Annotated in this window: 11 protein-coding genes and 1 pseudogene; 4 read left to right on the plus strand and 8 right to left on the minus strand. The window is 75.6% G+C overall.

Going from position 1 to position 14,518, the window contains the following annotated elements; genetic code table 11:
* From K7787_RS21485 to K7787_RS21495, 3 genes are all read right to left on the minus strand, one after another.
* A partial coding sequence (locus tag K7787_RS21485; protein WP_308036422.1) for a biotin/lipoyl-containing protein occupies positions 1 to 548 on the minus strand: 548 nt, incomplete at its 3' end.
* Between the two features lie 61 nt (positions 549 to 609).
* Positions 610 to 1,998, minus strand: coding sequence for a dihydrolipoyl dehydrogenase (lpdA, locus tag K7787_RS21490; RefSeq protein WP_019984488.1), 1,389 nt, complete (start codon positions 1,996 to 1,998; stop codon positions 610 to 612).
* Between the two features lie 353 nt (positions 1,999 to 2,351).
* Positions 2,352 to 3,878 carry a leucyl aminopeptidase gene (locus K7787_RS21495; protein WP_164388592.1) on the minus strand — a complete coding sequence of 509 codons (1,527 nt, stop codon included), beginning with the start codon at positions 3,876 to 3,878 and terminating at the stop codon, positions 2,352 to 2,354.
* Positions 3,879 to 4,155: 277 nt separating this feature from the next.
* Between K7787_RS21495 and K7787_RS21500 the strand changes: the two genes are divergently transcribed.
* A complete protein-coding gene (locus tag K7787_RS21500) occupies positions 4,156 to 5,088 on the plus strand; it encodes an endo alpha-1,4 polygalactosaminidase (RefSeq protein WP_223002605.1) in 933 nt (310 codons plus the stop codon).
* On the opposite strand, the gene K7787_RS21505 is transcribed toward K7787_RS21500, so the two are convergent.
* Positions 5,048 to 5,866 carry an RDD family protein gene (locus tag K7787_RS21505; RefSeq protein ID WP_223002606.1) on the minus strand — a complete coding sequence of 273 codons (819 nt, stop codon included), beginning with the start codon at positions 5,864 to 5,866 and terminating at the stop codon, positions 5,048 to 5,050. The genes K7787_RS21500 and K7787_RS21505 overlap by 41 nt on opposite strands.
* Before the next feature lie 157 nt (positions 5,867 to 6,023).
* A complete protein-coding gene (locus tag K7787_RS21510; RefSeq protein WP_223002607.1) occupies positions 6,024 to 6,827 on the minus strand; it encodes an adenosylcobinamide-GDP ribazoletransferase in 804 nt (267 codons plus the stop codon).
* Positions 6,828 to 6,906: 79 nt separating this feature from the next.
* Here K7787_RS21510 and K7787_RS21515 point away from each other — a divergent pair.
* Positions 6,907 to 7,641 (plus strand): annotated as a pseudogene (locus K7787_RS21515) (hypothetical protein); the annotation flags it as partial.
* Between the two features lie 1,178 nt (positions 7,642 to 8,819).
* Here the strand turns inward: K7787_RS21515 and cobT are convergent.
* Complete coding sequence (gene cobT, locus K7787_RS21520; RefSeq protein ID WP_169435342.1) at positions 8,820 to 9,932, minus strand: nicotinate-nucleotide--dimethylbenzimidazole phosphoribosyltransferase; 1,113 nt, start codon at positions 9,930 to 9,932, stop codon at positions 8,820 to 8,822.
* A 214-nt stretch (positions 9,933 to 10,146) separates the two neighbouring features.
* On the opposite strand from cobT, the gene K7787_RS21525 reads away from it, so the two are divergent.
* Positions 10,147 to 11,229, plus strand: coding sequence for a class I SAM-dependent methyltransferase (locus K7787_RS21525; RefSeq protein ID WP_199292807.1), 1,083 nt, complete (start codon positions 10,147 to 10,149; stop codon positions 11,227 to 11,229).
* A gap of 292 nt (positions 11,230 to 11,521) precedes the next feature.
* Here the strand turns inward: K7787_RS21525 and K7787_RS21530 are convergent, their stop codons facing one another.
* Positions 11,522 to 12,724 (minus strand): bifunctional adenosylcobinamide kinase/adenosylcobinamide-phosphate guanylyltransferase, encoded by a 1,203-nt coding sequence (locus K7787_RS21530; RefSeq protein ID WP_223002608.1) that lies wholly within the window; start codon positions 12,722 to 12,724, stop codon positions 11,522 to 11,524.
* Between the two features lie 114 nt (positions 12,725 to 12,838).
* On the opposite strand from K7787_RS21530, the gene K7787_RS21535 reads away from it, so the two are divergent.
* Positions 12,839 to 13,057, plus strand: a complete 219-nt coding sequence (locus tag K7787_RS21535) for a hypothetical protein (protein ID WP_019984479.1) — start codon at positions 12,839 to 12,841, stop codon at positions 13,055 to 13,057.
* 240 nt (positions 13,058 to 13,297) lie between these two features.
* Here the strand turns inward: K7787_RS21535 and K7787_RS21540 are convergent, their stop codons facing one another.
* Positions 13,298 to 14,419, minus strand: a complete 1,122-nt coding sequence (locus K7787_RS21540) for a S1C family serine protease (RefSeq protein ID WP_043260713.1) — start codon at positions 14,417 to 14,419, stop codon at positions 13,298 to 13,300.
* Positions 14,420 to 14,518: the final 99 nt, after the last annotated feature.

Here is a 14,518-nt window from a genome sequence, read left to right on the forward strand (position 1 = left end):
TCGGTGTCGACCTTGTCCGTGGAGACCTCGAGCAGCGGCTCGTCGGCCTCGACGGAGTCGCCGACCGACTTCAGCCAGCGGGTGACGGTGCCCTCGGTGACGGACTCGCCGAGCGCGGGCAGGACCACGTCCGTGCCCTCGGCGCCGCCGCCGCCGGAAGCGGCCTCGGCGGTCGGCGCCGGGGCGGGGGCGGCCTGCTCGGTGGCGGGCGCGGCCGGGGTCTGGGCGGCCGGGGCGGCCGTCTCGGTCGGGGCCGGGGCGGCCTCGGCCGGAGCCTGCTCGGCGGCCGGGGCCGCGGCGGGGGCGCCGGTGCCGTCGTCGATGACGGCCAGCTCGGCGCCGACCTCCACCGTCTCGTCCTCGGCGACCTTGATGGAGGCCAGCACGCCGGCGGCGGGCGAGGGGATCTCGGTGTCGACCTTGTCGGTCGAGACCTCGAGCAGCGGCTCGTCGGCCTCGACGCGCTCGCCCTCGGCCTTCAGCCAGCGGGTGACAGTGCCCTCGGTGACGCTCTCGCCGAGCGCGGGAAGGGTTACGGAAACCGCCATGGTTTCGGTTGCTCCTTAGAAGTGCGGAAGTCTGTGTCGTCGCGCCCGATGACTGAGGGCGTCAGTCGTGGGAGTGCAGCGGCTTGCCGGCCAGCGCCAGGTGGGCCTCGCCGAGCGCCTCGTTCTGCGTCGGGTGGGCGTGGATGAGCTGGGCCACCTCGGCCGGCAGCGCCTCCCAGTTGTAGATCAGCTGCGCCTCGCCGACCTGCTCGCCCATCCGGTCGCCCACCATGTGGACGCCGACCACGGCACCGTCCTTGACCTGGACGAGCTTGATCTCGCCCGCGGTCTTCAGGATCTTGCTCTTGCCGTTGCCCGCGAGGTTGTACTTCAGAGCGACGACCTTGTCCGCGCCGTAGATCTCCTTGGCCTTGGCCTCGGTGATGCCGACGGAGGCGACCTCCGGGTGGCAGTACGTCACGCGCGGGACGCCGTCGTAGTCGATCGGGACGACCTTCAGACCGGCCAGACGCTCCGCCACCAGGATGCCCTCGGCGAAGCCGACGTGCGCGAGCTGGAGGGTCGGGACCAGGTCGCCGACGGCCGAGATGGTCGGCACGTTGGTGCGCATGTACTCGTCGACCAGGACGTAGCCGCGGTCCATGGCGACCCCGGCCTCCTCGTAGCCCAGGCCCTGGGAGACCGGGCCGCGGCCGACGGCCACGAGCAGGATCTCGGCCTCGAACTCCTTGCCGTCGGCGAGGGTGACCTTGACGCCGTTCTCCGTGTACTCGGCCTTCTGGAAGAAGGTGCCGAGGCTGAACTTGATCCCGCGCTTGCGGAAGGCGCGCTCCAGCAGCTTCGAGGAGTTCTCGTCCTCCACCGGGACCAGGTGCTTGAGGCCCTCGATGACCGTGACGTCGGCGCCGAAGGACTTCCAGGCGGAGGCGAACTCGACGCCGATCACGCCGCCGCCCAGGATGATCGCGGACTGCGGCACGCGGTCCAGGACCAGCGCGTGGTCCGAGGAGATGATGCGGTTGCCGTCGATCTGGAGGCCCGGCAGGGACTTCGGCACGGAACCGGTCGCCAGGAGGACGTGGCGGCCCTGGATCCGCTGCCCGTTCACGTCGACGGAGGTCGGGGAGGACAGCCGGCCCTCACCCTCGATGTAGGTCACCTTGCGGGAGGCGATGAGCCCCTGCAGGCCCTTGTACAGGCCCGAGATCACGTCGTCCTTGTACTTCTGGACGGCCGGCACGTCGATGCCCTCGAAGGTGGCCTTGACGCCGAACTGCTCGCTCTCGCGGGCCTGGTCGGCGATCTCGCCCGCGTGCAGCAGGGCCTTGGTGGGGATGCATCCCTTGTGCAGGCAGGTGCCGCCGACCTTGTCCTTCTCGATCAGGGCGACGTCCAGGCCCAGCTGCGCCCCGCGCAGGGCCGCGGCGTAACCACCGCTACCACCGCCGAGGATCACTAGGTCGAAAACGGTGCTGGCGTCGTTCGCCACGTCACGTCCTCCATGCATGTGCGCCGTGCGCCGGTCTTCACTGACCGACAGGCGGCTGGTGTCCGGCCGCTCGTTCTTCGGCCCTTAGGTGGGGCCCTGTCCTGCCGACGCCCATCTTCGCACTTGTCGGAGGCCCACGAGACGCGGGGCCGGGGTGTGAGACACCCCACTCCGCGCGGAAAGCGCCCCGAAAGGGGCGCGGGACCGTGCCGATGCGCGGCTGCGCCGCACGGGCGCGACGAGCCGAGGGGGCGCGGGGGCCGTGCCGGTGTGCGGCTCCGCCGCACGGCGCGACCAGCCCCCACGCCCCCGCACCCGCCCTACGACGGACGGACCCGAGTCAGCCAGGAGGACTAGCTCAGCTCACCCGAGGCCGCCAGCTCGGCCAGCCGCACCAGCGTCCGCACCGCGGACCCCGTGCCGCCCTTGGGGGTGTAGCCGAACGGCCCGCCCTCGTTGAACGCCGGCCCGGCGATGTCCAGGTGCGCCCAGGTGATGCCCTCGCCGACGAACTCGCGCAGGAACAGACCGGCCACCAGGCCGCCGCCCATCCGCTCGCCCATGTTGGCGATGTCGGCGACGGGGGAGTCCATGCCCTTGCGCAGGTGCTCGGGCAGCGGCATCGGCCAGGAGTCCTCGCCGACCTCCGTGGCGGCCTCGTGGACCGCGCCGCGGAACGCGTCGTCGTTGGCCATGATGCCGAAGGTGCGGTTGCCGAGCGCCAGCATCATCGCGCCGGTCAGCGTCGCGACGTCCACGATCGCGTCCGGCTTCTCCTGCGAGGCGGCCCACAGCGCGTCCGCCAGCACCAGCCGGCCCTCGGCGTCGGTGTTGAGCACCTCCACCGTCTTGCCGCTGAACATGCGCAGCACGTCACCGGGGCGCACGGCGGAACCGGAGGGCATGTTCTCGGCCAGCGCCAGCCAGCCGGTGACGTTGACCTCCAGGCCCAGGCGGGCGGCGGCGACGACGGTCGCGAACACGGCGGCGGCGCCGCTCATGTCGCACTTCATCGTCTCGTTGTGCCCGGCCGGCTTGAGCGAGATGCCGCCCGAGTCGTAGGTGATGCCCTTGCCGACGAGCGCCAGGTGCTTCTTCGCCTTGGAGCTGGTGTACGACAGCTTGACCAGCCGCGGGGCGGACGCCGAGCCGGAGCCGACGCCGAGGATGCCGCCGTAGCCGCCCTTGGTGAGCGCCTTCTCGTCCAGCACCTGGATCTTCAGGCCGTGCAGCTTGGCCGCGTCCTGCGCGATGGCGGCGAAGGCGGCCGGGTTGAGGTCGTTGGGCGGCATGTTGATCAGGTCGCGGGCGCGGTTCAGCTCCTCGCCGACCGCCACGGCGCGGTCCACGGCCGCCTTGTAGGCGCGGTCGCGGGGCTTGCCGCCGAGCAGCACGACGTCGGCGAGCGGCGCCTTGCCGCCCCGGCCCTTGGCGTCCTTGCCGTTCTCCTTGTAGGCGTCGAAGGAGTACGCGCCGAGCAGCGCGCCCTCGCCGACGGCGCCGGCGTCGGCGGCCTCCGTCAGCGGCAGCGCGAAGGCGGCCTTCTTCGCCCCGAAGAGGGCGCGGGCGGCCACGCCGGCGGCCCGGCGCAGCGCCTCGGAGCCATAACCGGCGTCCTTCTCGGACTCCGCGCCCAGGCCCACCGCCAGGATGAGCGGGGCCTTGAAGCCGGCGGGCGCGGGCAGCTTCGTCACCTCGCCCTCGGCACCGGTGGCGCCGAGGGTCTCCAGGACGTCGGCGAGCCCGCCGTCGTACGCCGCGTCGACGGCCTCGGCGCCCGGTGCGACGACCGGGCCGTTGGTGCCCTTGGCGACACCGACGACGATCGCGTCGGCCCGCAGGCCGGGCACCGCGGCGGTGCTGAGAGTGAGAGCAGTCACGGTGGTGAAATCTCGCTTCCCTGTGAAATGGAGTGGCCGAATGCGGGTGGGGTCGACCGGGCCCGACGACCGACCCTAGATCCCTCCTGCGGTGCGGTCTCCACCCGGGCGGGCAAACACCCGGCACGAGCCTACGCGCGTTGCCGGGCGCGGCGGCCCCGTGGTCGTTCACCCGCACGAGGCTCCCCGGTCGTCCGGCGGCCTCCGCCCCGCCCCCGCGAGCGTCCGGGCCGGGCCAACTCGCCTCGGCGGGGCGGGGATCGGCGATGATCGTCGGGTGTACGCCCCCACGCATCACCGCGCCCCCGACCGTCCGCTCCGCCCGGCCCCGTCCGCCGCGGTCCTCCTCGCCGCCCTGCTCCTGCTGCTCACCGGCTGCGCCGGCGGATCCGGCGGATCCGGTGGGCCGGGCGAGTCCGGTGGGCCGGGCGAGTCCGGTGGGCCGGGCGGGTCCGGCGGGGACGACGCTCCCCGCGGCGGCGCGTCCGCCTCCGCGCGGCCGTCCGCCGCCGGGCGCTGGCTGCCGCGCCCCGGTGTGAGCTGGCAGTGGCAGCTCAGCGGCCGGCTCGACACCTCCGTCGACGCGGCGGTCTACGACATCGACGGCTTCGACCACCCGGCGGCGACCGTCGCGCGGTTGCACCGCGCGGGCCGCAAGGTGATCTGCTACGTCTCCACCGGCGCCTGGGAGGACTTCCGCCCGGACGCGGGGAAGTTCCCGCAGGCCGTGCTCGGCGAGGGCAACGGCTGGAAGGGCGAGCGCTGGTTCGACATCCGCCGCACCGACGTGCTGGAGCCGCTGATGGCGGCCCGTCTCGACATGTGCCGGGCCAAGGGGTTCGACGCGGTGGAGCCGGACAACATGGACGGCTACCGCAACCGCACCGGCTTCCCGCTCACCGCCGCCGACCAGCTCCGCTACAACCGCCTCGTGGCGAGGCTGGCGCACGAACGGGGCATGTCCGTCGGTCTGAAGAACGACCTGGACCAGATCCCCCAGCTGGTGGGGGACTTCGACTTCGCGGTCAACGAGCAGTGCGCCCAGTACGGCGAGTGCGCGCGGCTGAAGCCGTTCGTCGCGGCCGGTAAAGCGGTGTTCCACGTCGAGTACGAGCTGCCCGCCGGCGAGTTCTGCGCCGATTCGCGCCGGCTGCGGCTCAGCTCGCTGCTCAAGAAGTACGAGTTGGGGGCGTGGCGTCAGGCGTGCTGAACCCGGGGGCCGCGGGGGCGGCGCCGTAGCCGGGCGGGCCGTAGCCGGGGGCGCCCGGCGGAGCGTAGCCCGGAGCACCGCCGTAGCCCGGGCCTGCCGCAGTGCCGTAGCCCGGACCGGCCGGGGCGCCGAACTCCGGGGCGACCGGGGCGCCGTAGCCCTGGCCGGCCGGGGTGGCGGGCGGGCCGTACTCCGGGGCGTCGGACGCCCGGCGCAGGCCGAGGCCCGTGACCGCCGTGCCCGCGAGCCGGTCGGCCAGCGAGCGCCGGGCGGGCAGCAGGACCGGCAGGGCGTTGAGCAGGAAGACCGCCACCGCCACCGCCCACACCAGCACCGACAGCACGAAGTGGCCCTCGATCAGCAGCACGCAGGCCACGGCGTAGACGGCGACGTCGGCCGCGGTGGTGACGGCGGCCCGCAGCGCGGCCCGGCGCGCCCGCCCGGAGGGCGCCGCCCCGGCCGGGCCCACCCGCAGCCCCAGCAGCCCCTTGCCGACCGTCCGCCCCAGCAGGGCGAGACACGCCCACTGGTAGAGGAAGACCACCAGCACCAGCAGCCCGAACGCCTCCTCGACGTACAGCACCGCCTTGTTCCACAGCGAGAGGCCGAGGTGCTCGGAGGAGCCGAGCACGTCGCCGCGCGAGGAGAGCAGGTCGAAGCCGCTGCGGGTGGCGAGTTCGGGCACGTCGGTGACGAGCAGGGATATCCGGTGGAAGGTGAGCACGGCGAGCGCCGAGGCGACCGCGACCACCAGCGCGAAGTCGATGAACCAGGCCATGGCACGGCGTAGCTTCGGCACGGACGCCCCCCGATCGCGTGTCTGTCCGCTTCACTCTAGCGAGGCGGCGCGGACCGGCCCAGGGCGCGGAGCGGATCGTTTCAGCCCGGTGACGGTACGGGCGCTCACTGTCGTCCGCCGCGCGGCGGGCGGCGGGTCAGCCCAGGGCGAGGACGACCAGCGCCGTGGTGGCCGCCGTCTCGGCGAGGGCGCCGAAGACATCGCCGGTGACCCCGCCGAAGCGGCGCGTGCAGTGCCGCAGGAGGAGTTCGGCGGCGCCGAGCGGGGCGAGCACCGCGCCCGCGGCGAGCAGCGCGGTACGCGTCCCGAGGCCCGCCCCCGCGACGCCCGCCGCCAGGGTGAGCGCCAGGGCCGTGCCGAGCGCGCCGACCGCCGGGACCACGCCCGCGACCGCCGCCCCCAGACCCTCGGGCCGCGCGGCCGGCACCCCGGTGCGCGCGGCCAGGGTCAGCGCGAGCCGGGCCACGGTCGCCGAGACCGCGGCGGCCAGCGCGCCCCGGGCCCACGAGTGGCCGTAGGCCTGGCTCAGCGCGGCCACCTGCGCGAACAGCACCAGGACGAGGGCGATGACGCCGAACGGGCCGATGTCCGACTGCTTCATGATCCGCAGCGCGTCCTCGGCGGGCTTGCCGCTGCCGAGCCCGTCGGCGGTGTCGGCGAGCCCGTCCAGATGCAGGCCGCGGGTCAGCACGGCGGGCACGGCGGCACTGCCGACGGCCGCGAGCAGCGGACCGGCGCCGCCCCACAGCAGCAGCACGCCCACGGCGGCGGCCGCCGCGCCGACCACCAGCCCGGCCAGCGGCGCGCACAGCATGCCCGCGCGGGCCGCCTCCCGGTCCCAGCGGCTCACCCGCACCGGGAGGACGGTCAGCGTCCCGAACGCGAAGCGCAGGCCGGGCAGGGCGGGAGCGGGGGAGGGGGAGAGGGCGGGGTCGGACACGCGGGCAGCCTACGGGAGGCCCCCGCGTCCCCCGGCGGCCGGGCGGGCGGGGCGGCGGCGGACGGCGCAGACTGACTGCATGGGGCACTGGCTGTACCGCAACATCGTGGAACCGGGCAAACTGCCGCTGCTCCTCGCCCTCGGCGCCTTCGTCGTGACCTTCCTGGTCACCCGGGTCATCACCCGGCTGATCCGGGCCGGCAAAGGGCCGTTCGGGAACGTGCGGGCGGGCGGGGTGCACATCCACCATGTGGTGCCCGGCGTGGTCCTCAGCGTCCTCGGCGGCTTCGGGGCGGTGGCCAGCGGGCGGCACGGGTTCGGCGCGGCGGCCTTCGCGGTGGTCTTCGGGGTGGGCGCGGGTCTGGTCCTGGACGAGTTCGCGCTCATCCTGCACCTGGACGACGTCTACTGGAGCGAGGCCGGGCGCAAGAGCGTCGAGGCCGTGGTCCTCACCGCGGCCCTGGTCGGCCTGGTGCTGGCCGGTTTCTCGCCGTTCGGCGTGAACGACGTGTCCCCGGACGAGTTGCAGGACCGCGGCACGGTCCTGTCCACCGTGGCCGTGAACTTCCTGTTCTCCCTGGTGGCGCTCGGCAAGGGCAAGCTGCGGCTGGCCGTGTTCGGCGTGATCGTCCCGCTGCTCGCCCTGATCGGCGCCGTGCGCCTGGCCCGCCCCGACTCGTACTGGGCCAGACGCTTCTACGCCCGCCGCCCGCGCGCCCAGGCCCGGGCGGACCGCCGCGCCGAGCGCCACGACCGCCGCTGGGGCGCTCCGCGCCGGGCCTTCGAGGACTGGATCGGCGGCAAACCGGACACCCCGGCCCCGGCCGGGCTGCGGGACGGGACTCCGGCCGGGTTGCCGGACGGGACTCCGGCCGGGTCGCCGGACGGGACTCCGGCCGGGTCGCCGGGGGCGACTGCGGCTGTGTTGCCGGGCAGGCCTCCGGCCGGGCTGCCGGGTGCGGCCGAGTCGCCGGACAGGCCTCCGGCTGAGCTGCCGGGGGCGACCCCGCCCGGGCTGCCGGGGGCGGTCTCGGCCGGGTCGCCGGGCGTAACCCGGGCCGGGTCGCAGGGGGCGGAGGTCTCGGCCGAGCCGCCGGACACGGTCCCGGCCGAGCCGCCGGTCACAACGGGGCGGGTCGAGCGGCTGGGCACGGGCCCGGCCGGTTCGCCGGACGCCGCCCCGGCGGAGCTGCCCGGCCCGGAACCCGGTTCGACCCCCGACGCCGGTTCGGCCCCGCCTTCCGGTGCCGCCCCGCAGGCCGGTTCCGCGCCCGACAAGGCGTCCCGGTCACGGCCGCCCCGCAAGTGAACCGGCAGACCGGACGGCGAACGCGACAGCCGACCGGATCGCGAGTGGACCAGCGAGTCGGACCGTGAGCGGGACAGCTGATCGGACGGCGAGCGCGTCAGCGGACCAGACTCCGCACGCGACAGCCGACCGGACCGCGAGCGGGTCGGACGGCGAGCGCGACAGCGGGTCGGCCCGTGAGCGGGACAGCCGACCGGACTCCGAACGCGACAGCTGACCGGACCGCGAGCGGGACAGCGGACCGGACGGCGAGCGGGTCGGACGGCGAGCGGGTCGGACGGCGAGCGCGACAGCCGACCGGACCGCGAGCGTGCCCCGGGAGGACGATCGGCTCAGACCCCCGCCCCCGGCAGCCGCCCCGGCGCGATCACCGCGCCCGCCCTCAGACCCGCGCCTCCGGCAGCAGTCCCGGCGCGATCGCCGCGCCCGCCCTCAGACCCGCGCCTCCGGCAGCAGTCCCGGCGTGATCGCCGCGCGCGCCCTCAGACCCCCGCCTCCGGCAGCAGTCCCGGCGTGATCGCCGCGCGCGCCCTCAGACCCCCGCCTCCGGCAGCAGTCCCGGCGCGATCGCCGCGCGCGCCCTCAGACCCCCGCCTCCGGCAGCAGTCCCGGCGCGATCACCGCGCCCGTCCTCAGACCCCCGCCCCCCGGCAGTAGCCTCGGCGCGATCGCCGCGCGTGCCCTCAGACCCCCGCGTCGGCCTCCGTCGGCTTCTCCTCGTCGCCGTCTCCGGCGGGTTCCTCCGGGGACTCCGGGCGCTCCGGCAGTTCCGCCGCCAGTGCCGCCGCGGCCTGCACCAGGGGCAGGGCCAGCAGCGCGCCCGCGCCCTCACCGACCGACAGGCCCTGGTCGAGCAGGGGCTCCAGCGCCATCCGGTCCAGCGCCTTGGCCTGCCCCGGCTCCCCGCTCGCCTGCCCCGCCAGCCACCAGTCCGGCGCCCGGAACGCGATCCGCTGGCCCACCAGCGCGCACGCGGCCGAGACCACGCCGTCCAGGACCACCGGCAGCTTGCGCACCGCGCACTGGAGCAGGAAGCCGGTCGCCGCCGCGAGGTCCGCCCCGCCCACGGTCGCCAGCAGCTGCAACTGGTCGCCCAGCACCGGCCGCGCCCGGCGCAGCGCGTCCCGGATCGCGGCGCACTTGCGCATCCACGCCAGATCGTCGATCGGCTCGCCGCCGCGCCCGGTCACCACCGACGCGTCCGTCCCGCACAGCGCGGCCACCAGCACCGCCGCCGCCGTCGTCCCGCCCACGCTGACATCGCCGAGCACGACCAGGTCCGTACCGGAGTCGGCCTCCTCGTCGGCCACCGCCGTCCCGGCCCGGAAGGCGGCCTCCGCCTCCTCGAGGGTCAGCGCATCCTCGATGTCGATGCGCCCGCTGCCGCGCCGCACCCGGTGCCGTACGACCTCGGCGGGCAGCGTCTCGGGCGCGCAGTCCAGCGCCATGTCGACCACACGCACCGGCACCCCGAGCCGGCGGGCCAGCACGGACACCGGCCGGCCGCCCTCCAGCACCGCCCGCACCAGCCGCTCGGCACTGCCCGCGGGCCGCTTCGACACGCCCAGTCCGGCCACGCCGTGGTCACCGGCGAAGAGCACGACCCGCGGCCGTTCCACCGGCCGCACCGGCACCGCGCCCTGTGCCGCGGCCAGCCACTCACCCAGGTCGTCCAGGCGGCCCAGCGCGCCGGGCGGCACGACCTGACGCTCCCGGCGCGCCTCGGCGTCACGGCGCACACCGCCGTCGGGGCGCTCGATCAGATCGGTGAAGTCGTCGAGATTCAGCGAGCTCATTCGCCGAACAGTACCGGCCCCGGTCGAACACGGCGGAGCCACATCACCGCCACACCCGGACAGCCTCTTTCCCCTCGCGAGCGAGATCCCATACGTTCCCTTTGCCGTGAAATGTCGGCGGCGCGGGCGGTGCGGGACGGCCGTGTCCGGGCCGCCGCCGTCCCCCGCCGCCGTCCCTGCCGTCGTACGACCCCGACGCCCCCGGGAGCCGCCCATGCCGCCCCTGCCGTACGCCCCGCGGATCTACGACCCGCGCCGTATCGCGTACGCCGCCGAACTCGCCCAGGGGACGGACCGGTTCAGCGAACCGCGCCGCGAGGACTGCCCCTGGTGCGGATCGGCGCGGCTGCGCACCCGGCTGCGCGCACCGGACCTGCTCCAGCGCAAACCGGGGGTGTTCGCCCTCGACCAGTGCCGGGACTGCGGGCACGCCTTTCAGAACCCCCGGCTCACCCCGGCGGGACTGGCCTTCTACCACCGCGACCACGACGAGTCCGACCCCGACGGCCTGCCCGACCCGGTCCTCGCCGACCGCCGCGGCCGCCGCCGGCACCGCGGCGACGCCCGGCTGATGCTGAACGTCGGCGAACCGGAGAGCTGGCTCGACGTCGGCACCGGCCACGCCCACTTCCCGGCCGCCGCGCGCGAGGTGTTCCCGTACACCGCCTTCGACGGCCTCGACCCGACCCCGCGCGTGGAGCGGGCCCGGGAGGCCGGGCGGATCGAGGAGGCGCACATCGGGCACCTGGCCGACCCGCACCTCGCCGAACGGCTGCGCGGCCGCTACGACGTGGTCAGCGTCTTCCACCACCTCGCGCACGCCCCCGACCCGCGCGCCGAACTGCGCGGCGCGCTCGCCGCGTTGCGCCCCGGCGGCCATCTGCTGATCGAACTGCCCGACCCGCGCAGCGCGTTCGCCCGGCTGCTCGGCAAGTGGTGGCTGCCGCACGGCCAGCCGCGCCATCTGCACCTGCTGCCGCTCGCCAACCTCCGCGCGGAACTGGAGGCGGCCGGCTGCACGGTCCTCGTCGTCGACCGCCGCACCCCGCACACCCCCAACGACCTCTCCGCCGCCCTCGCCCTGGTCCTCGCCCGGCTGCTGCCCGCCCCCGACGCGCCCTGGCGGCACACCCCGCCCTCCGCCGTCCGGCGCGCCGCACGCGCGGTCCTGGCCACCGCGCTGGGCCCACTGGTGGACGTGGTCGCGGTGCTCGACCTGCTGCTGTCCCCGCTGCTGCGCCGCACCCCCGGCCTGTCCAACGCCTACCGCGTGGTGGCCCGCAGGGACGCCGCCTGACCGGCCGATCCCCGGCTTCCGATCCCCGGCTTCCCGTCCCGGCTTCCGATTCCCGGCCGCCGATCCCCGGCTTCCGATTCCCGGCCGCCGATCCCCGGCTTCCGGTTCCGGCGGCCGGTCCCGGCGGGCGGCCCTGGCGACCGGTTCCGGCGACCGGTCCCGGCGGGCGGCCCTGGCGACCGGTCCCGGCGACCGGCCCTGGCGACCGGTCCCGGCGACCGGCCCTGGCGACCGGTTCCGGCGGACGGTCCCGGCGGGCGGGCCCGCGGGCCCCGGCGCGCGGCCGGCGCCGTCAGCCGCGCAGCACCAGCGCCTGGCCCGCCACCACCAGCAGCACCTGCTCGCACTCGGCGGCGAACGCGGCGTTCAGCCGGCCGAGTTCGTCGCGGTAGCGGCGGCCGGAGGCGGTGGCCGGGACGATCCCGGAGCCGACCTCGTTGGAGACGGCGACCACGGTCCGGGAGGTGGCCCGGACGGCGGCCGTCAGCGCGGCCACCCGCTCGCGCAGGGCGCGCTCGCCGCCGTCCGCCCACACGGCGTCGTCCCACGCGCCGACCGCGTCCATCGCGTCCGTCAGCCACAGCGACAGACAGTCCATGAGCAGCGGCGGTCCGTCCTCGGCCAGCAGGGGCACCAGATCGCAGGTCTCCGCCGTGCGCCACGAGCCCGGCCGCCGCTCCCGGTGCGCGGCGACCCGGCCCGCCCACTCGGTGTCCCCGCCGCGGGTCCCGCCCGTCGCGACGTACAGGACGCCGGGGAAGGACTCCAGCCGCCGTTCCGCCTCCACCGACTTGCCCGAGCGCGCCCCGCCGAGCACCAGCGTGCGCCGGGGCACGTCCGGCACCTCCTCGTACCCGCCGACCGCCAGCGTCGTACCGTCCGGCACGGCCCGCGCGCCCGCCGCCGCCAGCCGCCGGCGCAGCTCCGGACCCGGCGGCACGTCGTGATCCAGGTGCACCGCGACGACGTCCGTGGCCGGACCCACCGAGCCCACCGCTCGCAGCTTGGCCAGCGCGTCCGGCCGGCCCACCACGTCGGCGAGCACCATGTCGTACGACTCGGCCGTGTCCTCCTCCAGACCCGCGGGCGCGCCGCCCGGCGGCAGGTACAGCAGCCGCAGCCCGTCCGGCGCGGTCACCGCGTAGCCGGTGCCCGGCGCGTCCATCGCCACCGCCCGCACCCGGTGCCCCGACAGCAGCGCCAGCTCCCGCCCGTCCGGCACCCGGCCCGGCTGCGGCAGCCCGGCCGGCACCTCCACGGCGGGCCCGTCGTGCGGATGGGTCAGCAGCACCTGCGCCACCTGGCCCAGCGAGGCCCCGGCCCGCGCCGCCGCGAGGGCCGCGCCCGGGGTCAGGTCCAGCAGCAGCGCCCCGTCCACCAGCAACGAGGTCGCCGCCCGCGCGTCGGCGCCGAGCGCCGTGGCGCAGGCCGCGCAGGGGCAGTGGGGGCGGGGCAGGCCCGCGGGGGCGCCGGTGCCGAGCAGAGTCACGTCCACGGACATGATTTTCGCGGGTCGCCGCCGGTCTTGCGCATCCGGCTAGGCTGCGGGCAGGAGCCGGATGAAGATCCGGCTTCCGCTGTGCAGTGTGCTCACACCAGGGAGGCGTACATGGCGGCATGGACGTGGCGGTTCGAGACGGCCGACGGGACGGAGGTCCAGCCCGCGGTGCAGCCGGAGGAGTTCACCACGCAGGGCGACGCCGAGTCCTGGATCGGCGAGAACTGGAAGGCCCTGGCCGACGGCGGCGCGGACCAGGTCCGGCTGTTCGAGGACGCTTCGGAGATCTACGGCCCGATGAGCCTGCACGCCGACGAAGCACAGGCGTGACGGCGGCCGGACGCGACAGGGTGCGGCCCTGACACGGCTCGTGCGTGGCAGGGCCCGACCCTGACGGCGGCCGGACGCGACGGCGCCCGGCCCTGACGGGACGCGGCCTGGACGGGACCCGGCGGGACAGCGCCCGGCCCGGACGGTGCCCGGCCCGGACAGGGTTCCGGGCCCGACTGCGCCCGGGCGTGGGAGCGGACGGAGTGGGGGCGGGCGCCGGAGACCGGCGCCCGCCCCGCCTCACTGTTCGCCCAGCGTCACGTCCACCGTGTGCTCCTCGCCGTCGCGGGTGAACGTCACCTTGGTCCGCCCGCCGGGCCGGTCCGCGGCCAGCGCCTCGGACAGCGAGGTGATCGTCGTGATCGGCGAGTCGCCCACACGGGTGATGATGTCGCCGGGCCGCATCCCCGCCCTGGCCGCCGCGCCGCCCGCCTTGACCTCGACCACGGCGACCCCGGCGGGCTGGTAGTCGGTGTCGACGACCGTGCGGCCGGTGATGCCGAGCGCGGCCCGGCCGGAGTCCACGACCTTGCCGTACTTCACGATCTGCCCGGCGATCGTGCTGACCATCGACGCCGGGATCGCGAAGCCGATGCCGGGCGCGGCGCTGCCGCCGAGCTGCGGGTCGGTGGCAGCGAGCGTCGGGATGCCGATGACCTGGCCGTCCAGGTTGACCAGCGCGCCCCCGCTGTTGCCCGGGTTGATCGCGGCCGAGGTCTGCACCATGTTGGCGATCGTCGCCCCCGTGCCGCCGCCGCTGCTGCCCTCGCTGACCGTGCGGCCGGTCGCCGAGACGATGCCCTGGGTCACGCTGGAGGACAGGCCCAGCGGCGAGCCCATGGCCAGCACGATCTGCCCGACCTCGACCTTCTCCGAGTCGCCGAAGGTCGCCGCCTTCAGACCCTGCGGCACCTTGTCCAGCTTCACCACGGCCAGGTCCTGGTCCGGGTAGGAGGAGACGAGGGTGGCGGTGAACGTCCCCTCGCTGCCGGCCGTGGTCACCCGGAAGCGCTTCTCGTTCCCGACGACGTGCGCGTTGGTGACGATATGGCCCTTGTCGTCGTAGACGACCCCGGAACCGAGGTCGTTGCTGCCCTGGATCTGCACCACCGAGGGCAGTACGTCCCGGATCACCCGCAGGTAGTCGTTCTGGAGGTCGTTCGCGGAGCGCGGGGCGACCGCCTGCCGCCGGTTCCCGGAACCGTCCTTGGTGCCCGCCGTGGCGTCACCGCTGGCGGAGGCCGCCGCCTCGCCCGGCGACGAGGAGCCGCTGCACCCGGACAGCAGCGCGGCACAGCAGACCAGAGCGAGCAGCGGACCGGCCCACCTGAAGCACCGGTCCCGGCCGAGGAAGACGTCCATGAACCGAGTCTGTCCCCGCCCCCGCGCCCCGTCCCGCACAGCTCACCCGAACGTGCGGCGGGGGAGGACGTCCCGGCAGGGGCGGACCCGGATTCCGGG

The organism is Streptomyces sennicomposti (assembly GCF_019890635.1).
GTDB lineage: Bacteria > Actinomycetota > Actinomycetes > Streptomycetales > Streptomycetaceae > Streptomyces > Streptomyces sennicomposti.